This window comes from Vibrio sp. 10N.261.51.F11 (genome assembly GCF_041471665.1).
Lineage (GTDB): Bacteria > Pseudomonadota > Gammaproteobacteria > Enterobacterales > Vibrionaceae > Vibrio > Vibrio crassostreae_C.
Genome location: NZ_JBFROW010000076.1, coordinates 1 through 24,456, shown reverse-complemented (window position 1 = coordinate 24,456; position 24,456 = coordinate 1). Strand labels below are relative to the sequence as shown.

At 44.9% G+C, this 24,456-nt stretch carries 23 protein-coding genes and 1 pseudogene; 17 read left to right on the top strand and 7 right to left on the bottom strand.

The window, feature by feature from the left end:
• The first annotated feature begins 81 nt into the window (after positions 1-81).
• The 5 genes from miaA to hflC all read left to right on the top strand — a co-directional run bounded on the left by miaA (position 82) and on the right by hflC (position 5,032).
• Positions 82-1,014, top strand: a complete 933-nt coding sequence (miaA, locus tag AB4351_RS20110) for a tRNA (adenosine(37)-N6)-dimethylallyltransferase MiaA (protein ID WP_372089619.1) — start codon at positions 82-84, stop codon at positions 1,012-1,014.
• Between the two features lie 192 nt (positions 1,015-1,206).
• Entirely contained in the window at positions 1,207-1,470 is a 264-nt protein-coding gene (gene hfq, locus AB4351_RS20105) for an RNA chaperone Hfq (protein WP_017059927.1), read from the top strand.
• A gap of 44 nt (positions 1,471-1,514) precedes the next feature.
• On the top strand, positions 1,515-2,822 hold the full coding sequence (gene hflX, locus AB4351_RS20100; RefSeq protein WP_017059928.1) for a ribosome rescue GTPase HflX: 1,308 nt from the start codon (positions 1,515-1,517) through the stop codon (positions 2,820-2,822).
• Positions 2,823-2,849: 27 nt separating this feature from the next.
• Positions 2,850-4,052 (top strand): FtsH protease activity modulator HflK, encoded by a 1,203-nt coding sequence (gene hflK / locus AB4351_RS20095; protein ID WP_102398016.1) that lies wholly within the window; start codon positions 2,850-2,852, stop codon positions 4,050-4,052.
• A 2-nt stretch (positions 4,053-4,054) separates the two neighbouring features.
• Positions 4,055-5,032, top strand: a complete 978-nt coding sequence (hflC, locus tag AB4351_RS20090) for a protease modulator HflC (protein WP_017059930.1) — start codon at positions 4,055-4,057, stop codon at positions 5,030-5,032.
• A 189-nt stretch (positions 5,033-5,221) separates the two neighbouring features.
• On the opposite strand, the gene AB4351_RS20085 is transcribed toward hflC, so the two are convergent.
• Positions 5,222-5,410 (bottom strand): DUF2065 domain-containing protein, encoded by a 189-nt coding sequence (locus AB4351_RS20085; protein ID WP_010434105.1) that lies wholly within the window; start codon positions 5,408-5,410, stop codon positions 5,222-5,224.
• A 172-nt stretch (positions 5,411-5,582) separates the two neighbouring features.
• On the opposite strand from AB4351_RS20085, the gene AB4351_RS20080 reads away from it, so the two are divergent.
• Together AB4351_RS20080 and motX are read left to right on the top strand one after the other, a co-directional pair.
• Positions 5,583-6,899, top strand: coding sequence for an adenylosuccinate synthase (locus tag AB4351_RS20080; protein ID WP_010434108.1), 1,317 nt, complete (start codon positions 5,583-5,585; stop codon positions 6,897-6,899).
• Positions 6,900-7,197: 298 nt separating this feature from the next.
• On the top strand, positions 7,198-7,833 hold the full coding sequence (motX, locus tag AB4351_RS20075) for a flagellar protein MotX (RefSeq protein WP_017063177.1): 636 nt from the start codon (positions 7,198-7,200) through the stop codon (positions 7,831-7,833).
• Positions 7,834-7,976: 143 nt separating this feature from the next.
• On the opposite strand, the gene AB4351_RS20070 is transcribed toward motX, so the two are convergent.
• The gene (locus AB4351_RS20070) at positions 7,977-9,389 is read right to left on the bottom strand and encodes an amidohydrolase (protein ID WP_372126957.1); all 1,413 of its coding nucleotides are present in this window, start codon (positions 9,387-9,389) and stop codon (positions 7,977-7,979) included.
• 247 nt (positions 9,390-9,636) lie between these two features.
• On the opposite strand from AB4351_RS20070, the gene rnr reads away from it, so the two are divergent.
• The 5 genes from rnr to rplI all read left to right on the top strand — a co-directional run bounded on the left by rnr (position 9,637) and on the right by rplI (position 14,564).
• Complete coding sequence (gene rnr, locus AB4351_RS20065; protein ID WP_017063179.1) at positions 9,637-12,138, top strand: ribonuclease R; 2,502 nt, start codon at positions 9,637-9,639, stop codon at positions 12,136-12,138.
• Positions 12,139-12,325: 187 nt separating this feature from the next.
• Positions 12,326-13,066 (top strand): 23S rRNA (guanosine(2251)-2'-O)-methyltransferase RlmB, encoded by a 741-nt coding sequence (rlmB, locus tag AB4351_RS20060; protein WP_017063180.1) that lies wholly within the window; start codon positions 12,326-12,328, stop codon positions 13,064-13,066.
• Positions 13,067-13,343: 277 nt separating this feature from the next.
• A complete protein-coding gene (gene rpsF, locus AB4351_RS20055) occupies positions 13,344-13,733 on the top strand; it encodes a 30S ribosomal protein S6 (protein ID WP_004741278.1) in 390 nt (129 codons plus the stop codon).
• 112 nt (positions 13,734-13,845) lie between these two features.
• Entirely contained in the window at positions 13,846-14,073 is a 228-nt protein-coding gene (gene rpsR / locus AB4351_RS20050; protein WP_000090472.1) for a 30S ribosomal protein S18, read from the top strand.
• Positions 14,074-14,111: 38 nt separating this feature from the next.
• A complete protein-coding gene (rplI, locus tag AB4351_RS20045; RefSeq protein ID WP_010434182.1) occupies positions 14,112-14,564 on the top strand; it encodes a 50S ribosomal protein L9 in 453 nt (150 codons plus the stop codon).
• Positions 14,565-14,744: 180 nt separating this feature from the next.
• Here the strand turns inward: rplI and AB4351_RS20040 are convergent, their stop codons facing one another.
• The gene (locus AB4351_RS20040; protein ID WP_372126955.1) at positions 14,745-15,647 is read right to left on the bottom strand and encodes a DUF481 domain-containing protein; all 903 of its coding nucleotides are present in this window, start codon (positions 15,645-15,647) and stop codon (positions 14,745-14,747) included.
• Between the two features lie 176 nt (positions 15,648-15,823).
• Between AB4351_RS20040 and AB4351_RS20035 the strand changes: the two genes are divergently transcribed.
• From AB4351_RS20035 to AB4351_RS20025, 3 genes are read left to right on the top strand one after another with little or no spacing between them, the layout of a single operon-like run.
• Positions 15,824-17,215 carry a replicative DNA helicase gene (locus tag AB4351_RS20035; protein ID WP_016767560.1) on the top strand — a complete coding sequence of 464 codons (1,392 nt, stop codon included), beginning with the start codon at positions 15,824-15,826 and terminating at the stop codon, positions 17,213-17,215.
• A 6-nt stretch (positions 17,216-17,221) separates the two neighbouring features.
• Positions 17,222-18,307 carry an alanine racemase gene (alr, locus tag AB4351_RS20030; protein WP_372126954.1) on the top strand — a complete coding sequence of 362 codons (1,086 nt, stop codon included), beginning with the start codon at positions 17,222-17,224 and terminating at the stop codon, positions 18,305-18,307.
• Between the two features lie 2 nt (positions 18,308-18,309).
• On the top strand, positions 18,310-19,515 hold the full coding sequence (locus AB4351_RS20025; RefSeq protein WP_372126952.1) for a BamA/TamA family outer membrane protein: 1,206 nt from the start codon (positions 18,310-18,312) through the stop codon (positions 19,513-19,515).
• 117 nt (positions 19,516-19,632) lie between these two features.
• On the opposite strand, the gene AB4351_RS20020 is transcribed toward AB4351_RS20025, so the two are convergent.
• Positions 19,633-20,052, bottom strand: a complete 420-nt coding sequence (locus tag AB4351_RS20020) for a secondary thiamine-phosphate synthase enzyme YjbQ (RefSeq protein WP_017059938.1) — start codon at positions 20,050-20,052, stop codon at positions 19,633-19,635.
• A 326-nt stretch (positions 20,053-20,378) separates the two neighbouring features.
• On the opposite strand from AB4351_RS20020, the gene pgi reads away from it, so the two are divergent.
• Entirely contained in the window at positions 20,379-22,031 is a 1,653-nt protein-coding gene (pgi, locus tag AB4351_RS20015; protein WP_017071572.1) for a glucose-6-phosphate isomerase, read from the top strand.
• Between the two features lie 153 nt (positions 22,032-22,184).
• On the opposite strand, the gene AB4351_RS20010 is transcribed toward pgi, so the two are convergent.
• Both AB4351_RS20010 and zur read right to left on the bottom strand, forming a co-directional pair.
• Entirely contained in the window at positions 22,185-22,646 is a 462-nt protein-coding gene (locus tag AB4351_RS20010) for a chemotaxis protein CheX (protein ID WP_017059940.1), read from the bottom strand.
• 17 nt (positions 22,647-22,663) lie between these two features.
• Positions 22,664-23,122: a zinc uptake transcriptional repressor Zur gene (gene zur, locus AB4351_RS20005; RefSeq protein ID WP_017059941.1), complete on the bottom strand. Its 459-nt coding sequence runs from the start codon at positions 23,120-23,122 to the stop codon at positions 22,664-22,666.
• A 552-nt stretch (positions 23,123-23,674) separates the two neighbouring features.
• Here zur and AB4351_RS20000 point away from each other — a divergent pair.
• Complete coding sequence (locus AB4351_RS20000) at positions 23,675-23,905, top strand: pyocin activator PrtN family protein (RefSeq protein ID WP_372126950.1); 231 nt, start codon at positions 23,675-23,677, stop codon at positions 23,903-23,905.
• Between the two features lie 50 nt (positions 23,906-23,955).
• Here AB4351_RS20000 and AB4351_RS19995 read toward each other — a convergent pair.
• A pseudogene (locus AB4351_RS19995) lies at positions 23,956-24,338 on the bottom strand (DDE-type integrase/transposase/recombinase); the annotation flags it as partial.
• Positions 24,339-24,456 lie beyond the last annotated feature (118 nt).

The window sequence follows — 24,456 nt, the reverse complement described above, 5'->3', positions numbered from 1 at the left end:
TTTGTCTTTTTAGCTGAATACGTCGCGACACAAAGCCCTTTGCTAAAAAGCGCTAAAACAGAGAAGCAAATACAAAATATCATGACTGAAAAATTACCTTTAGCGTTGTTTTTAATGGGCCCAACGGCGTCAGGAAAAACAGATTTAGCTATCCGCTTACGTCAGAAATACCCTGTAGAGATCATCAGCGTCGATTCGGCATTGATCTACAAAGACATGGATATTGGTACCGCTAAACCGGATGCGGAAGAGCTTGAGCTCGCGCCTCATCGCTTGATTGATATTTTGGATCCAAGCGAAGCGTATTCTGCGGCAGATTTTCGTCGTGATGCGATCAATGAAATGAATAAGATTGTAGCGGAAGGCAAAATCCCGCTACTTGTTGGTGGCACAATGCTGTACTACAAAGCATTGTTGGAAGGTTTATCGCCATTACCAGCAGCGGATCAAGAGATTCGTAAGAAGATTGAAGCGGAATCTATTGAACAGGGTTGGCAGGCATTGCACGATCAATTAAGAGAGATAGATCCCGTATCCGCTGAAAGAATACACCCAAATGATCCACAAAGGCTTTCAAGGGCATTGGAAGTTTACCGAATTTCGGGTAAAACATTAACAGAGCTAACTCAAACGAAAGGCGATAGCCTGCCATTTCGTGTAAAACAATTTGCAATAGCTCCCAAGGAAAGGACTGAACTCCATCGCCGCATTGAGCTGCGTTTCGAGAAGATGATAGAAGCGGGATTTGAAGATGAAATGAAGGCGTTGTACGCCAGAGAAGATCTTCACCCTGAACTGCCATCGATCCGATGCGTTGGTTATAGGCAGATGTGGGATTATTTAGACGGTAATTGTGATTTAGACGAAGCGGTTTTCCGTGGTGTCTGTGCAACCCGTCAGTTGGCCAAGCGACAAATCACCTGGTTGCGCAGTTGGGATGATTTAACTTGGTTAGATAGCGAAAACATTGATCAAGCGTTAGAAACTCTTTCAGATGCAATAGCATCTGATTAGTATTGCTGTGTATAATGTGATCGCTTTTGCGTGAATATACTCTGGAAAGGATCCGTTATTGAGGCTTTTAAAAATCACAGCCTTTCAATAACAACGGAGTTTTTTTATTCATTTAGCTCAGATGCAAAGGCCGCACCTTTTTGTGCACCACTAGCTAAATAATTACAACAAAATACAAATAAGGAAAATAAAATGGCTAAGGGGCAATCGCTACAAGACCCATTCCTAAATGCACTCCGTCGTGAGCGCATTCCAGTCTCTATCTATCTTGTTAACGGCATTAAGCTGCAAGGTCAGATCGAGTCTTTCGATCAATTCGTGATCTTATTGAAGAACACAGTAAACCAAATGGTTTACAAGCATGCGATTTCTACTGTGGTACCTGCTCGCGCAGTTAGTCACCACAGCGGCGAGCAACGCACGCCATCTGATCGTCCAGAGAAGACTGAAGATTAATCGTTCAATTTGTGCAGCTTGCGCTGTAATAAGGAGTTGGTTGCTTGTTTGACCGTTATGAATCCGGCGAGCGAGCCGTACTTGTTCATATCAACTTCACGCAAGAGGGAGAATGGGAAGATCTAAGCGAATGTGAAATGCTGGTCTCCTCAGCGGGGGTAGAAACGCTACAAGTGATTACTGGTAGCCGACAATCCCCACTCCCTAAATACTACGTTGGAGAAGGTAAAGCCCTAGAAATCGCACAAGCTGTTCAGCTGACCGGTGCTGAAATTGTGATTTTTAACCACTCCCTCTCTCCTGCCCAAGAGCGGAACCTCGAGCAATTGTGTAAATGTCGTGTGATTGATCGCACGGGTTTGATCTTAGATATCTTTGCACAACGTGCGCGAACTCATGAAGGTAAGCTACAAGTTGAGCTCGCTCAGCTTCGTCATATCTCTACTCGATTGATTCGTGGTTGGACTCACCTTGAAAGGCAGAAAGGTGGTATTGGTCTTCGTGGTCCAGGTGAAACTCAACTGGAAACCGATCGACGTTTGTTGCGTGACCGTATAAAAGCGATATTACGTCGTTTAGCGAAAGTGGCTAAGCAGCGTGAACAAGGACGACGTGCTCGTAATCGAGCTGAAATCCCAACAATTTCTTTGGTTGGTTATACCAACGCAGGGAAATCAACACTTTTCAATCGCATCACAAGTGCTGGTGTTTATGCGGCAGACCAACTGTTTGCAACCCTAGACCCAACACTACGTAAGATTGATTTGGCAGATGTCGGGCCTGCAATTCTCGCAGATACCGTAGGTTTTATCCGTCATCTACCACACGACTTGGTCGCTGCGTTCAAGGCAACATTACAAGAGACGCAGGAAGCTGACATTTTGTTACATGTTGTTGATGCCAGTGATGACCGTTTTCGTGAGAACATTCAGGCTGTTCATGAAGTATTAGAAGAAATCGATGCTCATGAAGTGCCAACCCTTGTAGTCATGAACAAAATTGACTGCATGGAAGACCAAAAACCTCGAATTGAAAGAGACGAAGAGGGCGCACCTCGCGCTGTTTGGGTTTCTGCAATGGAAGGAGAAGGTATTGAACTGCTGTTTGAAGCTTTAACTGAGCGTTTAGCTAGCCAGATGGTTCAATTCCGGTTGTGTATTCCACATCAACATCAGGGCCGTATTCGCAGCTTATTCTTCGAGATGAAATGTATTCAACAGGAAGAGTATGATGAAAATGGTAACTTGTTGATAGATATCCGAATGCAACAAATAGATTGGTCTAAACTTGAAAAAAGAGAAGGGGCGCTCTTAGGTGACTTTATCGTTACCAAAGAGACTGCTACAGTATAACGTCATATCAAATGATGGAGCTTTCTAATGGCGTGGAATGAGCCTGGAAATAACAACAACGGCGATAATAACGGCCGCGATAATGACCCTTGGGGTAATAAAAATAATCGCGGCGGCCGAGATCAAGGACCGCCAGATCTAGACGAAGTGTTTAATAAACTAAGTCAAAAGTTAGGTGGCAAGTTTGGTAAAAAAGGTAGCAACGGCAACGGACCATCTATTGGTGGTGGCGGTGCAATTGGCTTTGGTGTCATTGCCGTTATTGCTATTGCTATCTGGTTCTTCGCTGGTTTCTACACCGTTGGCGAAGCAGAAAGAGCAGTAGTACTTCGACTGGGTCAGTTCGACCGTATCGAAGAACCTGGTCTTAACTGGCACCCACGCTTCATCGATGAAATCAGTGATGAGCAACTAGTAAACGTTCAAGCTATTCGTTCTCTACGTGCTGCTGGCACGATGCTAACGAAAGATGAAAACGTTGTGACCGTTGAAATGGGTGTTCAATACCGTGTTTCTGACCCATACAAGTACTTGTATCGTGTAACGAATGCAGACGACAGTTTACGTCAAGCAACCGATTCCGCGCTTCGTGCGGTAATTGGTGACTCACTAATGGATAGTATCCTGACAAGTGGTCGTCAGCAGATTCGTCAAAGCACTCAAGAAACGTTGAACCGTATTATTGATAGCTACGATATGGGTATTCTGATTGTTGATGTGAACTTCCAGTCAGCACGTCCACCTGAGCAAGTGAAAGATGCATTTGATGATGCTATCGCGGCTCGTGAGGATGAAGAGCGTTTTGAACGTGAAGCTGAAGCTTACCGAAATGACATTCTTCCAAAAGCAACAGGTCGTGCTGAGCGTTTGAAGAAAGAAGCGGTGGGTTACTCAGAGCGCACAGTTAATGGTGCTCTAGGTCAAGTTGCTCAATTCGAGAAACTGCTACCTGAATACCAAGCTGCTCCTGAAGTAACACGTAACCGTATGTACCTAGATACAATGGAAAAAGTGTACTCAAGCACATCGAAAGTCCTGATTGATTCTGAATCAAGCGGTAACTTGCTATACCTACCAATTGATAAGCTAGGCGCACAAGGTGGTTCTCAGTCGGGCTCTCGCCCTGCAAAAGCATCATCAACTTACGATCAAATTGAGTTAGAAACTCAAGCGGATCCAAAGCCTAGCACTCAAACTCGTTCAGACAGTTCACGCCAAGGGAGATACTAATAATGCGTAAATTAATGATCCCTGTATTAGTTGTGACGATTGCCCTTCTATTGATGTCAGTGTTTGTGATTCAAGAAGGTGAGCGTGGCATGGTAATTCGTTTTGGTCGAGTTCTCGATGACAACGGCGTATCACGAATCTATGAACCAGGTCTGCACTTTAAACTACCGATGTTTGATCGCGTAAAAGTACTTGATGCTCGTATTCAAACGATGGATGGCCGTTCTGACCGTTTCGTAACATCAGAGAAAAAAGACGTTCTAATTGATACTTACGCAAAATGGCGTATTGCTGATTTTGGACGTTTCTATCTGAGTACCGGTGGCGGTAATATCATGACGGCAGAAGCACTTCTTGAGCGTAAAGTGACAGATGTTCTTCGTTCTGAAATTGGTTCTCGTGAAATTAAGCAGATCGTGTCAGGCCCTCGCAACAAGGACATCCTGCCAGACTCTGCTGATAGCGAAGTCGTCACAACGGTAGCGGCTGCAGAAGCACTAGAAGTTGATGGCGAACGCGATAAGATCATGGAAAACGTTTTGTCTGGAACGGCAGAAAGTGCGATGGCTGATTTAGGTGTTGAAGTTGTTGATTTTCGTATGAAGAAGATTAACCTTCCTGACGAAATCAGTGAATCTATCTACCGCCGTATGCGTGCAGAACGTGAATCGGTTGCTCGTAGACACCGTTCTCAAGGTCGTGAGAAAGCGGAAGTTATCCGTGCTCAAGCTGAGCTAGAAGTGGCAACAGTTCTTGCTGAAGCTGACCGTACAGCTCGAATCACTCGTGGTGATGCGGATGCAGAAGCAGCGAAGATCTACTCTGATGCGTTCAGCAAAGATCCTGAGTTCTACGGCTTCATGCGTTCATTGCAAGCTTATGAGACATCATTTAGCGATAAGAGCGACATTCTAGTACTGGATCCGAAGACTGACTTCTTCCAATACATGAATCAAGCAAGCGGCGCTCCAGCAAAATAAGCTGATGCGTTAGCGAATGCTTAGCTTAATAAGCAAAATACGTTAAAACTTAAAAGGCTCCCATTGTGGGAGCCTTTTTGTTTTCTATGACTTCTTTCAGGAGGAGACATGTTTGTGGATTCACTATTGGGGCGCGAGGGAAGGCGCTTAACAGAGTGGTACTTATAAACAGATTAGTACTTATAGAAACTAACGGTAGGTCATGAAAGCGATAACGGCGCCAGCGACCACAAGACAGCCTCCAATGCGGCGCAGTTGCGTGTCTGGTTGCTCGCTCAGTTGCGCGACCATGTTTCTCCAGCCATTGGGTGCAATCAAGGGGCCGAGCCCTTCCACAATAAGTACGAGCCCAATAGCGAGCCAAATTGATTGAGACATGGTTCTGCCTTTTGTCTGTAAAAAAGCAATGATATCAGTATCTTTACACATCTTCCCCCAGTTATGGCTGGTTTATTTTTGTACAGCGTTAACGTTTATGAACAAAAAGTGACTGCAAGAAGTGTGATTCAGTGCTAGAATCCATTTTTAATTAGCAACAGAAATTGGAAAGATGGGAAATAACGTAGTCGTTCTAGGCACCCAATGGGGTGATGAAGGTAAAGGTAAAATCGTTGACCTTTTAACTGAAGATGCAAAATACGTGGTTCGCTACCAAGGCGGTCACAATGCAGGTCACACACTTGTAATTGACGGTGAAAAAACCGTTCTTCACTTAATTCCATCAGGCATCCTACGTAATAACGTTAAATGTGTTATTGGTAACGGTGTAGTATTATCGCCTGACGCACTTCTAAAAGAAATGAAGCCTCTTGAAGATCGCGGTATTCCAGTACGTGAACGTCTTTTCATCTCTGAAGCTTGTCCTCTAATTCTTCCGTACCACATTGCAATCGACAACGCGCGTGAAATCGCTCGTGGCGCTAAAGCTATCGGTACAACGGGTCGTGGTATCGGTCCTGCTTACGAAGATAAAGTTGCTCGTCGCGGTCTACGCGTTGGCGACCTTTTCGATAAAGAAGCATTTGCTGAGAAGCTAAAAGAAGTGATGGAATTCCACAACTTCCAACTAGAGCACTTCTACAAAGCTGAAACAGTAAGCTACGAAGAAGTTCTTGAGCAAGCGATGAGCTACGCAGACATGTTAACTGCGATGGTTATCGACGTAACTGACGAACTAGACGCAGCACGTAAGCGCGGCGACAAGATCATGTTCGAAGGTGCTCAAGGTACGCTACTAGATATCGACCACGGTACTTACCCATACGTAACGTCTTCTAACACGACTGCTGGTGGTGTTGCTGCAGGTTCTGGTTTCGGTCCTCGTCACATCGGTTACATCCTTGGTATTACTAAGGCTTACTGTACTCGTGTTGGTTCAGGTCCATTCCCTACTGAGCTATACGATGGCCTTGAGAAGCAAGACCCAGTTGGTAAACACCTAGGCGATGTTGGTCACGAGTTTGGCGCAACAACTGGTCGTCTACGTCGTACTGGTTGGTTCGATGCTGTTGCTATGCGTCGTGCAATCCAAATCAACTCTCTATCTGGTATGTGTCTAACTAAACTAGACGTTCTAGATGGCCTAGAAGAACTAAAAATCTGTACTGGTTACAAGATGAAAGATGGTTCTATCCTAGAAGTTTCTCCAATGGCTGCTGAGTCATTCGAAGAAGCGACGCCAATCTACGAAACAATGCCTGGTTGGTCTGAAAACACATTTGGTGCTAAATCTATCGACGCGCTTCCACAAGCTGCTCTAGATTACATCAAGCGTATCGAAGACCTAACTGGCGTTCCAATTGATATCGTATCAACTGGCCCAGATCGTAACGAAACTATCATCAAGGTTCACCCATACGGCGCATAATGCCTGCTGAGTGATTACCAGGCACGAACAGTGCTTTGATAATAAAATAGTTTTCTAAAAGCCGACTTTATTAAGTCGGCTTTTTAATACCTGCAATTTAGCCGTTCACTCTTTGATGGTGATCTTTTAAGCGTCATCAGGCAAAATATTGCCCATTAGCGGCAAGTTTTGTCTAAAGCCGTCGGGGTTATTGCCGATACAGATATCATGGAAAGTGAAGTTCACCCTGTTTTGTGCGTGTAGAAATCCTCTGCACCCCTCAATAGATAACTTTAGCGACAGATAATAGAGTGCAGGTATGAAGCTACGAATTGTGGCAGCTTCATTAATAATGGCGCTGAGCTCACCCTTGAGTCATGCTAATTTGGCTGATGTGGGAGAGCCCGTTCCAATATATACAGAAGCTGAACTGATTAATTTAATCGAAAATAATCAACATCTAGAGCGAGTGAAAGCTGATAAGTGCCAATTAGTTGAAGATATCGTTGCTCGTGCAACGCGTATTAGCTTGCCTTCTTATGAGTTTTTATACGGTGATATGTTGGCTTGGGGTGTGTGTGTTCCACAAGATGTAGAGCTTGGCCTTTACTATATGGAAAACGCGGCACATCAAGGTTTACCCGCTGCATTAGAGCAGTTAGGTCGTTATTACTCTCGTGGTACTTTGGTACAACAAGATCAAGAGCGTGCGATTCCGTATCTACGTGAAGCGGCCTCTATGGGCAACTTAAGTGCGAGCATTCACTTAGCGGAACTCTTGTTACGTGACTACGGTAGCCCATTGGATTATGAAGATGCTTACCGTTGGTTGTATAACTCGGTAACCGCAGATCAAAGACAACACAGACGTATCACTGTGCTTCGTAGCGGTCTGGAACAGAGAATGCCAGACAATATTATTGCTCGAGCAAAACGTCGAGACGTATTCTGGTAAGACAGATTATTGAATGAGCAATGATGATTAATGACTGCACTCGTTAATCATCTAAAAAACTCGTATTAAAAAGGCCTCGCTGAGATTCATCAGCGAGGCCTTTTTTGATCTGAACGGAAAACCGTTTATCTAATTCGGTAGCGTTATTGAACCACCTCACCAGACTCAATCACCGTTTCACGAACAACCTTGGTGAAATCGAGTGCTTCTTGACGAATCTTATCTTCGTCTACCGTTAGCATGTCGCGATCTTGCATGATGATCTTGCCATCAACGATGGAGTGACGAACATTGCCTGAGTTAGCTGAGTACACCAGTGCTGAGTATGGGTTGTAGACTGGAACCATATTTGGCGCCTTAGTATCGATCACTATGATGTCAGCCAGTTTGCCTGCTTCAAGAGAGCCGATCTTATCTTCCATGTGCAGCGCTTTTGCTGCGCCCATGGTCGCCATGTCGATCACTTTGATCGGCGGCATCGCAGCACGATCTTTGTTAACTAACTTGTGAACCTTAGCGACTTGGTTGAATTCATCAATGGTGCTCAGTGTGTTACCAGACATTGGGCCATCAGTACCTAAACCGATACGCACGTTTTCGTCATACATCTTAAGCGCAGGTGATACGCCTTTTGCTGACTTGATGTTAGCACTCATGTTATGAGCCACGCCCATATCCGATTTCTTCACCAGTTCGATATCATGATCGTCAACAAGGATCATGTGTGCACCCACCAAGTTCTTGTTGAGTGCGCCAATGCTGTCCATGTATTGAACCGGGGACAATCCATCAGAACGCTCTGCGATTTTCTCTTCTTCACGGTGTGATTCTGCAAGGTGAATCATTACTGGAACATCTAACTCTAGGGAGAGCTTAGATATTTTCTGAAGGATCTCTGTGGTGTTGGTGTAAGGCGCATGCGGGGCAAACGCTGGTGTGATGCGTGGGTGATCTTTGTATTCTTCAATGAAGTTCAACGCGTACTTAATGCCTTCTTCTGCGTTGGCAGCGTCGGCGACTGGGAACTTAATCACCGTTTCACCTAGGATGGCACGCATACCGATCTTATCGACGGTTTTTGCGACTTCATCTTCGAAGTAGTACATGTCGGCGTAAGTGGTCACACCGCCTTTCACCATTTCAACGTTACCTAGGTTGGCACCAATGCGTACCATGTCTCGCGATACTAGCTTCTTCTCTAGCGGGAAGATGTAGCGGTGTAGGCGATCTGGCACATCATCGGCCAACGAACGAAAAACTGTCATTGATACATGAGTATGAGTATTGATGAGACCCGGCATAACGATATCGCCATCAACGTCTAACACTTGCTTAGCTTGGTACTGCTTCTCTAGTGAAGAAGCATCACCAACCGCAATGATTTTGTTGTCTTTGACGACAACAGTACCGCTTTCATAAACCGTTTTGTCTTGGTTCATGGTTAGAACCATCGCATCGGTAATCATCAGGTCAGCCTTTTCCATTGCCGAACTTGCGAATGGGAACAGCGCTAGGCTCGCCATAGCTGAAGCCAATAAAGTGCGTTTTAGTTTCATATCATACCCAGAACAGGAGTTGGTAAAGTGCGTGGATAATAGTGTATTTCATTCATGGCGCAAACGTTTGTTTTATCGTTTGCTTGAAATTTTGATGATAATCCACGTCTATGAAGCGATGTTTCACAAAGTGAAGATATGTATCAATCTGAGGTTATTTGAGTGTTTTCTAAAGCATATCTGTAGCTTACCCCTAGCATCAGATATACTAGGGGTATATACCTTCCTTGCTTAAGCAGGCCCGCCTATGTCAAAAAACACACCAACGTCAGAAAATACGACAGCGACAACCACTGTTGATCCTTTTGCCGACCGAGAGTCGAAAAATTACGATAACCCAGTACCAAGCCGAGAGTTCATTATTTCGTTTCTAACAGACGCGAATATTCCGATGAACCGCAACGATCTATTCGAAGCTTTGGGTCTTGCTGGAGAGGAACAATATGAAGGGCTGCGTCGTCGTTTGCGTGCAATGGAGCGTGATGGACAGCTTATCTTTACTCGTCGTCAGTGCTACGCATTGCCTGAGAAGATGGAACTGATCAAAGGCTATGTGATTGGTCATAAAGACGGTCATGGTTGGGTTCGCCCAGACGGCAGTGTGGGTAAAGACAATGATATCGTGCTGCCGCATCATCAGATGAAAACCATCATGCACGGTGATTACGTATTGGTTCAGCCTACTGACAACAGTAAGCGTGGCCGTCGTGAAGGTCGCTTGGTTCGTGTGCTTGAAGAGCGTAAAACGCCACTTGTTGGTCGCTTCTTCCTAGAGTACGGCCATTCTTACGTTGTTGCTGATGATTCGCGTATTAGTCACGACATCCAGATCCCTACTGAGCATAAAGGCGGTGCTCGAATGGGTAATGTGGTTGTGATTGAAATTACGGATCGCGGTGGTCGTTCTCGTAACATGATGGGGAAAGTAACCGAAGTTCTTGGTGAAAACATGGCGCCGGGTATGGAAACGCAGATTGCGATCCGTACTCACCAGATCCCACAAGAGTGGCCTGAAGCGGTAGATAAGCAAATCGAAAACCTAGGTGAGCATGTTCCTGAAGAAGCAAAAGAAGGACGTGTAGACCTGCGTAAACTGCCATTGGTTACCATTGATGGTGAAGATGCGCGTGACTTCGATGATGCGGTTTACTGTGAAGCGAAGAAAGGCGGCGGCTGGCGTCTATGGGTAGCGATTGCTGACGTAAGTTACTACGTTCGCCCAGATACAGCGCTAGACAAAGAAGCGATTAACCGTGGTAACTCGGTATACTTCCCGTCACAAGTCGTGCCAATGCTGCCAGAAGTGCTTTCAAATGGTTTGTGTTCATTGAACCCTCAGGTAGACCGTTTATGTATGGTGTGTGAGATGACTATCTCAGACAAAGGTAAACTGTCAGGCTACAAGCACTACGAAGCGGTAATGAATTCTCATGCTCGTCTTACTTATAACAAAGTAGGCGCGATCTTAGATGGCAATGAAGAATTACGTGAGCGTTACGAACCTGAAGTACCACATCTTGAAGAGCTTCATAAGATGTATAAGGTGCTTAAGAAAACGCGTGACGAACGTGGTGCGATTGAATTTGAAACGGTAGAAACTAAGTTTATCTTCAATGCGGATCGTAAGATTGACCGTATTGAGCCAGTAATTCGTAACGATGCACACAAGATCATCGAAGAATGTATGATTCTTGCGAATATCGCATCGGCATCTTACGTAGAAAAAGCGAAAGAGCCTGCGCTGTACCGTGTTCACGAAACTCCGGGCGAAGAGCGCTTAATGGGCTTCAAGAGCTTTTTAAGTGAATTAGGTTTAACACTGGAAGGTGGTCTGTCGCCATCACCAGTAGACTATGCACAACTGATGCAACAGATTAATGAACGTGAAGATCGTGAATTAATCCAAACTATGCTGCTACGCTCAATGAAGCAAGCGGTATACAACGCGGATAACGCGGGTCACTTTGGTTTAGCTCTTAAACGCTATGCTCACTTTACCTCGCCGATTCGTCGTTACCCTGACTTGCTATTGCACCGTGCGATTAAGTACCTTATTGCGAAAGAAGAAGGTCGTAACAGCGAACGTTGGACGCCAACTGGTGGTTACCACTACACTTTCGATGATATGGATTTCTACGGCGAGCAGTGTTCAATGACTGAACGTCGTGCTGATGACGCAACGCGTGAAGTAAACGACTGGTTGAAGTGTGAATACATGCAAGACCATGTCGGTGAGGTGATGGATGGTGTGATTGCCAACGTGACTGGTTTTGGCTTCTTTGTTCGTCTAACTGAACTGCACATTGATGGCTTGGTACACATCTCAGCGCTAGCGAATGATTACTACCAATTTGATGCTGTTGGTCAGCGTCTAGTGGGTGAAAGCTCAGGTAATATCTACCGCTTGGGTGATTCGGTTAAAGTGAAGGTTTCTGCGGTTAATTTAGAAACTCGCCAAATCGACTTTGACTTAGAAGACACTGATCGTCAGCCGCGTGGCAAAGGCAAAACAGCCAAGAAGCGTGCAGCAGAAGCGATGAAAAAGGCGAAAAGCAAGAAGCGCTCAGCAGTGAAGAGTAATAAGCCAGGTGTATCAGCGAAGCCTATGGTTGAGCCAACTAAGCGACCTGACGGAAGCAGCGAAGGCCCTGCTAAGAAGAAAAAGCCAGCGAATAAAACCGGTGCTGCTAAAGCTCGCGCTAAGAAAAAGCGTGCAGCAAGCCGTAAGCCAAAGGCTGATAACTCTTAAGACTGATAAATCTTAAGGCTAATAAGGCGCTCTGCTAATCAGGTTTAGCGCCTACTGATTTAGTGTGAAACGACTTTAATGCGAGAGTATCAGGCACAAGACGCATACTCTCGAAATGAACAACACAGAGGTGGACACATCGGCATTGATGTCATTCATCTCTGAGCAATAAGAGTAAGTTGAGACAATGAGTAACGAATTTATTTACGGTATTCACGCGGTGAAAGCCGTACTAGAAAAAGATCCTGCACGTTTTATCGAAGCGTATGTATTGAAAGGTCGCCAAGACGAGCGTCTTCTTCCATTACTGAACCAACTGCAACAGTTTGGTGTGTCGATTCAACAGATGGGTCGTAAGCCGTTGGATGAAAAAGCACAAGGTGCGAATCACCAAGGTCTTATTGCTAAGGTGAAGCCTGCTAAGCAGCTTAATGAAACTCACCTAGACGATATCCTAGCGCAGCACGAACAGCCTTTGCTGTTAGTTCTAGACGGCGTAACAGACCCTCATAACCTAGGCGCTTGTCTACGTAACGCGGATGCCGCAGGTGTCGCTGCGGTTATCGTACCTAAAGATCGCTCTTCGCCGTTAACAGCAACGGTAAGCAAGGTTGCATGTGGCGCAGCTGAAACGGTTCCTCTCGTGCGCGTAACCAACCTAGCTCGCACAATGCGTGCACTGCAAGAGCAGGGCGTATGGTTTGTGGGTACGGCAGGTGAAGCAACGCATGATATCTATCAAGCGAAGCTAACGGGTCCTCTTGCGGTAGTTATGGGTGCAGAAGGTGACGGTATGCGTCGTTTAACTCGTGAAACTTGCGATGATCTGATTAAGATTCCAATGGCAGGTAGCGTATCGAGCTTAAATGTTTCTGTGGCGTCGGGTATTTGCCTGTTCGAAGCGGTAAGACAGCGTTTAGCTCAGTAATGCGTTAACGCTGCTTTAAGTCTATGAATTTATTAGCGCTCACCACTTGCTGGTGGGCGTTTCTTTTTAGGCTGTTATAGCAAAATCCATCGGTTTGTCGGATGGCTAGATGGCGACAGAAAAACTGTTTCATTATTCACCAAATAGCGCTTGCCAATACCGGGTTCTTTCTATAACATTTGCCGTCCTTAAAACTCGGTCATTTATCTTTAGTTCCTTGCTTCCTCTGGACGACCGGGCCACTCGTGGAAGCTAATAATCCGTAAGGAGCAACCAAATGCGTCATTACGAAATCGTATTCATGGTTCACCCTGATCAAAGCGAGCAAGTTGCTGGCATGATCGAGCGTTACACTGGTTCTATCACTGAAGCTGGCGGTACTATCCACCGTCTAGAAGACTGGGGTCGTCGTCAAATGGCTTACCCAATCAACAAGCTTCACAAAGCTCACTACGTTCTTATGAACGTTGAAGCTGGTCAAGAAGTGATTGACGAGCTAGAAACTGCTTTCCGTTTCAACGATGCAGTTCTACGTAACATGATCATGCGCACTAAAGGCGCTGTGACTGAGCAATCTATTATGCTTAAGCAAAAAGAAGAGCGTGCAGAGCGTGCTCCTCGTCGCGAAGAGCGTACAGAAGCTAAACCAGAAGCAGCTGCTGAGTAATTCTTTTTTGGCTTAACGCCTTAAAAAATTCTCAACTTGTTTTAGGTCATTGATAGTTATTTCGATAATTGTGAAAGACCGCTTTACTAAATTTAAGATCAGGAGATAGCCCATGGCTCGTTTCTTCCGTCGTCGTAAATTCTGCCGTTTCACTGCAGAAGGCGTACAAGAGATTGACTACAAAGACGTAGCAACTCTTAAAAACTACATCACTGAAGCTGGTAAAATCGTACCTAGCCGTATCACTGGTACAAGCGCTAAGTACCAGCGTCAACTAGCTCGCGCTATCAAGCGTTCTCGTTACCTAGCTCTACTACCGTACACTGACAAGCATCAGTAATCGGTAATAGTTAATAATAGTTTAAGAGGACTAAGATAATGCAAGTTATTCTACTTGATAAGATCGGTAACCTAGGTGGCCTTGGCGACCAAGTAAACGTTAAATCTGGTTACGCTCGTAACTTCCTTATCCCACAGGGTAAAGCAGTTATGGCAACTAAAGACAACGTTGCTATGTTCGAAACTCGTCGTGCTGAACTAGAAGCTAAAGTTGCTGAGCAACTAGCTGCTGCTGAAGCTCGTGCAGAGAGCGTTAACACTCTAGAAGGCGTTACAATCGCTTCTAAAGCTGGTGACGAAGGTAAACTATTCGGTTCTATCGGTACTCGTGACATCGCTGACGCTATTACAGCGGCAGGTGTTGCAGTAGCTAAGAGCGAAGTACGCCTACCTGAAGGCGCTCTACGTAACATCGGCGAATTCGAAGTAAGCATCCAACTTCACTCTGAAGTTTTTGCTACTGCGAAAATCGCTATCGTTGCAGCTGAGTAATTTCAGTACCAAGACGAATTCTTTCTTTTGAAAGTTTTAAACACCAGCTTCGGCTGGTGTTTTTTTATGTCTGGAATATAGGAAAGTACAAGGAAGGGCTACAGTAGGTAAAAAGCTTACGGTGATCCATAAGCTGTTATTGCTGAACAAGTTGTTCTCAAGGTTAGAGGTGGCCTAAGATTAGAACTGGAAGAGCAAGTTGATCGATAGAACAGAGTCTTGTTTGCTTAAGCCTTCAGGCACTTTATCGTGGTACTGGCGAGAGTGAGCGATCTTCAGCGCGATATTGTCAGTAATATCGTTGATGGCTTCTAACTCAGTATCAAACTTTAGGTTACTGTGACCAGAGACAAGCGTCACGTCTGCCTTGAGCTGCAAATTCTTCAACACCTGCCATGACGTATTCACGTTGCCACGGAAAATTGCCTCTTCAACAATCTCTGGGAAGATGATGTCATCATCATCAATCTCATCAAGGTTCGGTTCTTGGTAACGAAAACCTGGTCCCACTTCGACTTCCAACACAAACTCTTCGGTATTCGAAAACTGGTAACCCAGACCACTCGAAATTGTGTAGTCCTTAAAGTAAGCACTGTATCTCGAGTCGACTCCTTTGAAACTGCCGTAAAGGTAGGTTTTAGGGCTTAACTTGTAGTCACTCTGAGCTGAGTAAGTCGATTGCCTTTTATCTTCTTCGCCATCTTTGTAGAGGTTGTAGTATTTCCATTCACCACTGGTTCTATGACGGCCAGCCGTGTACTCACCGTTAAGGCGTGCGTTAAGCGCTCGTGAATCAGAGTTACCAGTATGCGACTGATATCCAAATTCGACTTCCGTTTTTAGCGGGCTCGGCAGTTCTGTATCACTTGTATCACTCGGTGCGATATCCAACTCTTTTTCTTCAGGTGTCGGTGCAACGACGATCGGCTCAGAAGTTGGTTCTGAAACTACTATAGAGTCGAGGATTGCATCAACAGAGGTATTAGCATCAACAGAGTCTTTAGTATCATCAGCTAAGGCCATCGGAGCGCTCAGGAGACCAGTGCTTAGAAGACCAGTGCTCAGAGCCAATAATTTGGACACGCATACCTCTAGTTATACAGTGAGTGAATGGCAGGATCGTAATGCTACCCTTGGTTAATTTCGTCAGCAATAGGTAAATTCTTCCTGAACAATAAAACAAACTCATAGGATCGGATTACAAACGGATGTTCTTGGGTATAATGAACGATCATTATTAGTTATTGAGTGTAGTCATAGTGGATACCAAAAGTCAGAAATCAGCCAACGATCAGGTGGACGCCATCAAGGTCCCGCCACATTCATTAGAAGCTGAGCAATCTGTTATTGGCGGTTTGTTATTAGATAACGAACGCTGGGATACAGTTGCTGAAAAGGTTGTGGCCAAAGACTTTTATAGCCGTCCTCACCGTCTGATCTTTGAAGCGGTAAAGGATATCCTTGAAGAAAGTTCTCCTCTGGATCTTATTACACTCTCTGAACATTTAGAGCTGCGTGAGCAACTTGAAGAAGTGGGTGGCTTTGCTTACCTTGCTGACTTAGCGAAAAACACACCAAGTGCCGCAAACATCAATGCGTATGCGGATATCGTAGCGCAACGTGCACTTGTTCGTAGCCTGATTGGTGTCGCGAATGAGATTGCTGATTCTGGTTATGACCCTCAAGGTCGTACTTCGGAAGAGCTGGTTGATCTTGCTGAAAGTAAAGTCTTCGCGATTGCCGAAGGCCGTGCAAGTGAAAACGAAGGTCCACAAAACGTTGATAGCATTCTAGAGAAGACGCTAGAACGTATCGAGATCCTATACAAAACGCCGCAAGATGGTGTGACAGGTGTCGATACTGGCTTCAACGACCTCAACAAGAAAACAGCAGGTCTACAAGGCTCTGACTTAATTATTGTTGCTGCTCGTCCATCGATGGGTAAAACCACATTTGCGATGAACTTGTGTGAAAACGCGGCGATGAAGCAAGACAAACCGGTTTTAATCTTCTCGCTAGAGATGCCAGCCGAACAGCTGATGATGCGTATGCTTGCGTCACTTTCTCGCGTAGACCAAACCAAGATTCGTACTGGTCAGCTAGATGATGAAGATTGGGCTCGTATCTCGTCGAGTATGGGTATTCTGATGGATAAGAAGAATATGTATATCGATGACAGCTCGGGTCTAACGCCAACAGAAGTGCGTTCTCGTGCTCGACGTATCGCTCGTGAACACGATGGTATCTCTATGATCATGATAGATTACCTTCAATTAATGCGTGTACCTTCGTTATCTGATAACCGTACTCTTGAAATCGCCGAGATTTCTCGCTCATTGAAAGCGTTAGCAAAAGAGCTCAACGTTCCGGTTGTGGCACTTTCTCAGCTTAACCGTTCCCTAGAGCAACGTGCTGATAAGCGCCCAGTAAACTCGGATTTGCGTGAATCAGGTTCGATTGAGCAAGATGCCGATTTGATCATGTTCATCTATCGTGATGAGGTTTATAACCCAGATAGTTCCTTGAAAGGCATTGCTGAGATCATCCTTGGTAAGCAACGTAACGGTCCGATCGGTTCGGTTCGTCTTACGTTCCAAGGCCAACACTCCCGATTTGATAACTATGCAGGCCCTGCATTTGATGATGAGTAATCGCTAATGACTTACATGAAAGCGGCGACGGCGAGCATTGACTTAAACGCGCTCGAACATAACCTGAACCAGATAAAGTCGAAGGCTCCTCAGTGCAAGGTCATGTCTGTTGTGAAAGCCAATGGCTACGGACACGGCTTACTGCATATAGCCAAGCATTCAAAAAGCTCTGATGCTTTTGGTGTGGCGCGTATTGAAGAAGCGTTACAACTTCGTGCTGGTGGCATTGTTAAACCTATTTTGTTGCTGGAAGGATTTTACTCTTCGGGCGATTTGCCAATCTTGGTGACCAATAACATTCAAACGGTGGTGCATTGTGAAGAGCAATTAAGCGCGCTAGAGAATGCGGATTTGGAAACACCCGTTGTGGTATGGCTAAAAGTCGACAGTGGTATGCACCGATTAGGTGTTCGCCCTGAGCAATACCAAAACTTTGTTGAGCGTTTGCATCAATGTGCGAATGTTGCCAAACCTCTACGTTACATGAGCCACTTCGGTTGTGCTGATGAACTGGATAGAGCAACCACCGTTGAACAGACAGAGCTTTTCTTATCTCTTACCGACGGTTGTGAAGGGGAGCGTTCACTTGCTGCCTCTGCGGGTTTACTCGCTTGGCCAGATAGCCACCTTGATTGGGTTCGTCCGGGAATCATATCTTACGGTGTCTCTCCGTTTGTTGATAAATCAGCGCAAGAGCTTGGATTTTTGCCTGTGATGACCCTGACCTCACACCTAATTGCCGTTCGCGATGTGAAAGCCGGTGAAAGTGTGGGTTATGGCGGAAACTGGACCAGTGAACGTGATACCAAGGTTGGTGTTATCGCGATTGGTTACGGTGATGGTTATCCTCGTACTGCACCTAACGGTACTCCAGTGTTCGTTAACGGTCGAAAAGTACCGATCGCAGGACGTGTGTCCATGGACATGCTAACGGTTGATCTAGGCCCTGATGCGGCAGATAAAGTCGGCGATGAAGCGACTCTGTGGGGTAAAGATTTACCTTCAGAAGAAGTGGCTGAACATATCGGCACTATCGCTTACGAGTTAGTCACTAAGCTGACTTCGCGTGTTGCGATGGAATATGTAAAATAGATATGTTCAAGCGAACTTCTCGATACTGGTTAATGTCTGCAATGGCAGTAACTGGTGTCAGCTTTTCTTCTTCTGTTCTAAGTGAAGAAAAAGACTCCGCTTTTGTTCCTTTCTATTTCAGTACTGAAACCATGGGCAATACCTTTGGGGTTGCTGGTCTCGCAAAGGGCGTTTGGCAACCTCAAGCGGCTCTGTTTGGTATGGCTTTGTATTCAGACAAAGACAGCTATGTCGGTTTTCTATCGGCCTTTAATTATGCCTTGTCTGAGAATATCTTGTTTAGTACTCAGATGTACCAAGCGCGCTTCAACGACAATCCTTATTATATTGGCTCTCAAGGCGATAATGATTCATCTATCGATGACAAAACTATAGTTGATGGCTTAGAGCAAAACTATCAGTTTGAGTTTAAGTATTTGCTACCTTGGGGCAACGTTGCAGAACACGGTTTACTCGGTGCTTTTCAGCCAATCAAAGATGTGAGCTTTGCTTCGCCAATCGAATCGGGTGTCAGTTCGATTCTATTTACGCCTTTTTATACTGCTCGCGAGTTGGAAGGTTTAAATAATACCGAGGAGGCAACAGGCTTTAGTTTGGCGTTTGATTGGGATAACCGTGATAGCACACGCAACCCGACCAGAGGTTCTCACACTAACCTTGAGTTCACCACTGGCGCAGAGAGTTGGTCTAACGATGACTTGTGGCTTAAGTGGACCTTCCAAAATAGCCAGTACTTTGCTTTAGGTCCTTTAGGGGACTTATTCGATCAACAAGTTTTAGCATTTGATTTCTATACCGCTGACACGCCAACGTGGGATAACTGCTCTGGGCAAGATTGTGCTCGCCCACCAGAAACGGAGCAAGCTCGATTGGGTGGCTTGTATCGTTTACGAGGTTATACCGGAGGTCGTTATCACGGTCGCTCTGCAGTTCATTATTCTGCTGAGTACCGAGTACTTCCTGACTGGCAACCACTTGGCGATATCCCACTGATAAACTACTACGATTTGCCTTGGTGGCAATGGGTAGCGTTTGCTGAATTAGGGCGCGTTGCCGATGAGTACGACATCAAAACACTGCACTCGGACATGAAATGGAGCTTAGGTGGCGCGGTGCGTTTCCAAGTGGAAGGTATTGTTGTACGTGCTGAGTTGGCGCGAGGTGGTGACGAAGGGGCCTTTAGGGTTATGATAAACCAGCCCTTCTAAACCTTTCGGCCTACAGTAGGCCAAATACTATTTTTATAAGAGTGGTCGTGGAAACACACCACTCTTTTTTATTAACAAGATATTGTTTTTATTAAGGAGATCTTGTTTTCAAGCAGTCTACTCACCTTGCATCGTAGCAATCACAGTTCGGCTTCCACCACAATCTCGGTGCTCTCCTAAGTAAATACCCTGCCATGTTCCTAAAGCTAAACGACCATTGCTAATTGGTATTGTCACACTGGTGCCAAGTGTCGATGCTTTAATGTGGGCAGGCATGTCATCATCACCTTCATAGGTGTGTCTGTAGTAGGGCGCTCGCTCTGGGACAAACTTATTAAAGTGCGACTCCATATCGGTACGGACGGTAGGATCAGCGTTCTCGTTTAGCGTGAGGCTGGCAGAGGTATGTTGGATAAAAAGATGTAATAAACCAACAGATAGAGAATTGATATCGTGTATCTGTTGTTCAATTTCATCAGTAATGAGATGAAATCCACGCTTTCGTGCATTTAGGTGTATAGTCTTCTGAATCCACATACGCCATCCTTTATAATGTATTTGGAAAAAAAGTGGTTTAACGCTATCTTTTGAACTTGAATTTATCAGGTATCGCTCACACTTAATTATGTTAGAGCTAGAGTCTGTACCGATTCTTCTGTCAGGAAATCTAATCCTGATTTATCTCAAGGTACAGCTCTTCATATGCGGCATAATACGTCGTGAAAAAAAATTACAAAGAATCTTTCAGTGGTGACGCGGTTTGGTCATCACAGAAAAATATAAACTTTCGCCTAATCGGGGGTTCTATTCATCACCCAGGTGACGTTTAGAATAAAACCTACAGTAACATCGGGATAGATACCATGTTGAAAAATATCAACCCAACGCAAACACAAGCGTGGAAAGCTCTAACGGCACATTTTGAGTCTGCTCAAGATATGGATATGAAAGAGCTGTTTGCTCAAGATGCAAAGCGTTTCGAGAGCTTTTCTACTCGTTTCGGTTCTGACATCTTAGTGGATTACTCTAAGAACCTTATCGATGCTGAAACTATGCAGCACCTATTTGCTCTTGCGAACGAGACTGAAGTTAAGTCTGCAATCGAAGCAATGTTCGGTGGTGATGCAATCAACAAGACTGAAGGTCGTTCAGTACTTCACACTGCTCTACGTAACCGTAGCGACAAGCCAGTAATGGTTGACGGCAAAGACGTAATGCCAGCAGTTAACGCTGTACTAGCAAAAATGGAACTGTTCACACACCGCATCGTTTCTGGTGAGTGGAAAGGTTACACAGGTAAAGAGATCACTGATGTTGTAAACATCGGTATCGGCGGTTCGGATCTTGGTCCATACATGGTGACTGAAGCACTAACGCCATACAAAACTCGCCTAAACATGCACTTCGTTTCTAACGTAGATGGCACTCACATCGTTGAGACACTTAAGCCTCTTAACCCAGAAACAACGCTATTCTTAGTGGCATCTAAAACATTCACGACTCAAGAAACAATGACTAACGCGCACTCTGCACGTGATTGGTTCTTGGCTGAAGCGGGTGACAACGCACACGTAGCTAAACACTTCGCAGCACTATCAACTAACGCAACTGCGGTCGCTGAGTTTGGTATTGATACTGACAACATGTTCGAATTCTGGGACTGGGTTGGTGGTCGTTACTCACTATGGTCTGCAATCGGTCTTTCTATCTCACTATCTGTTGGCTTCGATAACTTCGTTGAGCTACTAGAAGGTGCTCACGAGATGGATAACCACTTTGCTTCAACTGAGTTTGAAAGCAACATTCCAGTAATCCTTGCGCTTATCGGTATTTGGTATAACAACTTCCACGGCGCTGAGTCAGAAGCAATTCTACCTTACGATCAATATATGCACCGTTTTGCGGCTTACTTCCAACAAGGCAACATGGAATCGAATGGTAAATTTGTTGACCGTGACGGCAATCCAGTAGAATACCAAACTGGTCCTATCATCTGGGGTGAACCAGGTACAAACGGTCAGCACGCTTTCTACCAACTGATTCACCAAGGCACTAAGCTGATCCCATCAGACTTTATTGCTCCTGCTATCAGCCACAACCCAGCATCTGATCACCACCAGAAGTTGATGTCTAATTTCTTTGCTCAAACTGAAGCACTAGCATTCGGTAAGACAAAAGAGACAGTGGAAGCTGAATTCCTAGCGGCTGGCAAAACAGCTGAAGAAGTGGCTGAGCTTGTACCTTTCAAAGTATTTGAAGGTAACCGTCCAACGAACTCTATTCTTGTTAAGCAAATCAACCCTCGCTCTTTAGGTAACCTAATCGCGATGTACGAGCACAAGATCTTCGTTCAAGGCGTTATCTGGAACATCTTCAGCTTCGACCAATGGGGTGTAGAACTTGGTAAGCAACTAGCAAACCAAATTCTTCCAGAGCTTGCTGACGATGCTCAAGTAACGTCTCACGACAGCTCAACTAACGGTCTAATCAACGCATTTAAAGCGCTTAAAGCTTAATTGAGTTGATAGCACCAAAAAAACGCCAACCTTCGGGTTGGCGCTTTTGTATCTGTATAGCAAGCATTGGTTAAATCGCAGGTAATAAAAAAGGCTGGCATGATGCCAACCTTCTTTGAGTTGATACTCAGTACTGCTAGAAATAAACAGCTGTTATTCGAAACAGATCTCGATGAAAGCATTACCCCATTGAGATGAGAAAGGCATGATGATGATTGCCCCATCACACTTGTGACGAATCGTATGACCTTTACCGGAAACCACGATTGGTGTTGCCATATCGAAGTCAAAACCGCTTTCCGCAAGAATACGTTTCGCACCGCCAGTCACCATGTTAGTGATTTCACCCACCATATCGGTCACTTCTTCGTTGAGGCCGTTTGGTCGTTCACCAAGCATGTTTTCCATGATTTCGAGAGCGAGACCTTCATCAAAGGTGATCGACATAGAGCCACGAGATTGTGTACCCACCATACCAATTAGGCCGGATACATCACCACGAGCGATTTCATCTTTCTTAACTCTCGGTTTTTGTGGCTTCAATTCTAGAGAAGCCATCGTTTTTAATACGTTCATCAAAGAAGCTAAAAACGGGTTTACAAATTCAGCGCGCATAATGTTCTTCTATAATCTTATTCTTTCATCTCGGAGGAGCAAGATTGGCAAATGCCATGCGATTCAATGACATGATTCGTCAATTGAAAGCCATGCTTCTCAGCGTTACTGGCGAGTAGGGTGACAAGCGCATCGTCCTGCAGTTCTATCACAGTGCCACATTTATCGCAGATCAGTAGTTGGGAGAAATGTTTGTTGGCATTGCAAGAGCAGCAGCATATGAAGCTATTGGTTGACTCAACTCTGTGAATGAAACCTTGCTCCAACAAGAAATCCAAAGCGCGATATACTGTAGGTGGCTTGGCTTGCGGTTCACTGACTTTCAACTGCTCTAATAATTCATAAGCACTGGAGGCTTTTTTATTAGAGAGGATGAGCTCAAACACTCGCTTTCTTTGAGGTGTTAATCTAACGCCTCGCGATGCGCATATCCCTTCAACTTGCTCTATTAATGTGTGGTCCAAATTTTTCACCATTCAATCGGACATCCCTAATCAAACCTTATTTCTAGGTTACTACGTTTTGGGAGCCAATGATTTCTATTAAAGTCAGGTACAGAGCGTATTGTGACCCACGACTTTGAATAAGACAAGGTAACTCAAAATGACAGTGTGACTCAAGGCATAACTGATTAGTGAGGCTGAATTAGAGGTTTGGTGAATAGGTTTAAATAAAAAATGTGAGGTAAAGTTCATATAGCACAAACTGGGCATAGCATTTACAATAGCCGACCTTGCTTTTGCTGGGTATTCCAGCATATTTTTTTGACTCGCTACCAGGGTACTTTACCATGACACATTCATGTAGATTGTCTGTCGCTCCAATGCTCGATAGTAGCGAATTTTAACTAACCTAATGAATTACAAATATTTAATTATTGGTTTGTGCCCACTGAGTGCCCATAGTTAACTTTTCATATCATAAATCTGCTAGTCAAAGTCGAAACACGTAAAAACGTCCTGCTATTTTGCCAAACTTTTCAAATCATTGTTCATAGTATAACCAGTAGATAACTGGAGATCGAGGCTATGAAAAGAATCTCAACTTTTGATTTGCTTCTAAAGCAACATGGAAAGGTCCTTATCCCGCTCTCAGAGCTTTGTGAAGAGTACTTAGGAGTTACCTATAGAGATGTAAGGCGTCATTACCTTTCGGGAAGTTTGCTCATTCCTGTCGTGGCTATGGGGGAAGGGCAAAAGGCAAAGTTGGTGGTTCATCTGGAAGATCTGGCTAAGTTCGTAGACTCAAAACGCAGGTAGCTGCGCTAATCCCTCTTTTTCACTAATCTGCTTCTTTCTTACTGTAGTGGTCAACTAAAATTGGTCACGGTTTTAGAGTTTTCCCAATATAATCGTTCTGATTCATTGTGCGTTAGGCCACCGTTGGGGCCCATTCCGTCTTTACACTTCTAAAGAAGCGCTCCATTGGCGCATTATCCCAGCAACTTCCTTTGCGAGATAAACTCTGTTTGACTTGAAAACGCCACAGTAATTGGCGGTACTTACGATTGGTATAGTGACTACCTTGATCGCTATGGAACGTGACACTTCTGGGCTTACCACGTGACTCATCAGCCATCGAAAGAGCTTTACCTGTTAACCGAGGAGCGGGTGATAAAGACATCGACCAACCAATCACTTTACGAGCTAAAAGATCAATAACAACCGCTAAATACTTCAAATAGTGGTTACCGTTGATTGCTCTTCATAGTGGAATGCACCAAATGAAATAGCGCAATTAAAACGTAAAAACGTATGTGAAAGTAATGGTGTTTGAATGTGGGGTTAATAGCAGGGCGGGATCGCACTTT

Bases quoted from the DNA above. Each gene is read 5' to 3' on its own strand.
- miaA (WP_372089619.1), top strand. From the start codon at position 82: ATGACTGAAAAATTACCTTTAGCGTTGTTTTTAATGGGCCCAACGGCG.
- hfq (WP_017059927.1), top strand. From the start codon at position 1,207: ATGGCTAAGGGGCAATCGCTACAAGACCCATTCCTAAATGCACTCCGT.
- hflK (WP_102398016.1), top strand. From the start codon at position 2,850: ATGGCGTGGAATGAGCCTGGAAATAACAACAACGGCGATAATAACGGC.
- hflC (WP_017059930.1), top strand. From the start codon at position 4,055: ATGCGTAAATTAATGATCCCTGTATTAGTTGTGACGATTGCCCTTCTA.
- AB4351_RS20085 (WP_010434105.1), bottom strand. From the start codon at position 5,410: ATGTCTCAATCAATTTGGCTCGCTATTGGGCTCGTACTTATTGTGGAA.
- AB4351_RS20080 (WP_010434108.1), top strand. From the start codon at position 5,583: ATGGGAAATAACGTAGTCGTTCTAGGCACCCAATGGGGTGATGAAGGT.
- motX (WP_017063177.1), top strand. From the start codon at position 7,198: ATGAAGCTACGAATTGTGGCAGCTTCATTAATAATGGCGCTGAGCTCA.
- AB4351_RS20070 (WP_372126957.1), bottom strand. From the start codon at position 9,389: ATGAAACTAAAACGCACTTTATTGGCTTCAGCTATGGCGAGCCTAGCG.
- rnr (WP_017063179.1), top strand. From the start codon at position 9,637: ATGTCAAAAAACACACCAACGTCAGAAAATACGACAGCGACAACCACT.
- rlmB (WP_017063180.1), top strand. From the start codon at position 12,326: ATGAGTAACGAATTTATTTACGGTATTCACGCGGTGAAAGCCGTACTA.
- rpsF (WP_004741278.1), top strand. From the start codon at position 13,344: ATGCGTCATTACGAAATCGTATTCATGGTTCACCCTGATCAAAGCGAG.
- rpsR (WP_000090472.1), top strand. From the start codon at position 13,846: ATGGCTCGTTTCTTCCGTCGTCGTAAATTCTGCCGTTTCACTGCAGAA.
- rplI (WP_010434182.1), top strand. From the start codon at position 14,112: ATGCAAGTTATTCTACTTGATAAGATCGGTAACCTAGGTGGCCTTGGC.
- alr (WP_372126954.1), top strand. From the start codon at position 17,222: ATGACTTACATGAAAGCGGCGACGGCGAGCATTGACTTAAACGCGCTC.
- AB4351_RS20025 (WP_372126952.1), top strand. From the start codon at position 18,310: ATGTTCAAGCGAACTTCTCGATACTGGTTAATGTCTGCAATGGCAGTA.
- AB4351_RS20020 (WP_017059938.1), bottom strand. From the start codon at position 20,052: ATGTGGATTCAGAAGACTATACACCTAAATGCACGAAAGCGTGGATTT.
- pgi (WP_017071572.1), top strand. From the start codon at position 20,379: ATGTTGAAAAATATCAACCCAACGCAAACACAAGCGTGGAAAGCTCTA.
- AB4351_RS20010 (WP_017059940.1), bottom strand. From the start codon at position 22,646: ATGCGCGCTGAATTTGTAAACCCGTTTTTAGCTTCTTTGATGAACGTA.
- zur (WP_017059941.1), bottom strand. From the start codon at position 23,122: ATGGTGAAAAATTTGGACCACACATTAATAGAGCAAGTTGAAGGGATA.
- AB4351_RS20000 (WP_372126950.1), top strand. From the start codon at position 23,675: ATGAAAAGAATCTCAACTTTTGATTTGCTTCTAAAGCAACATGGAAAG.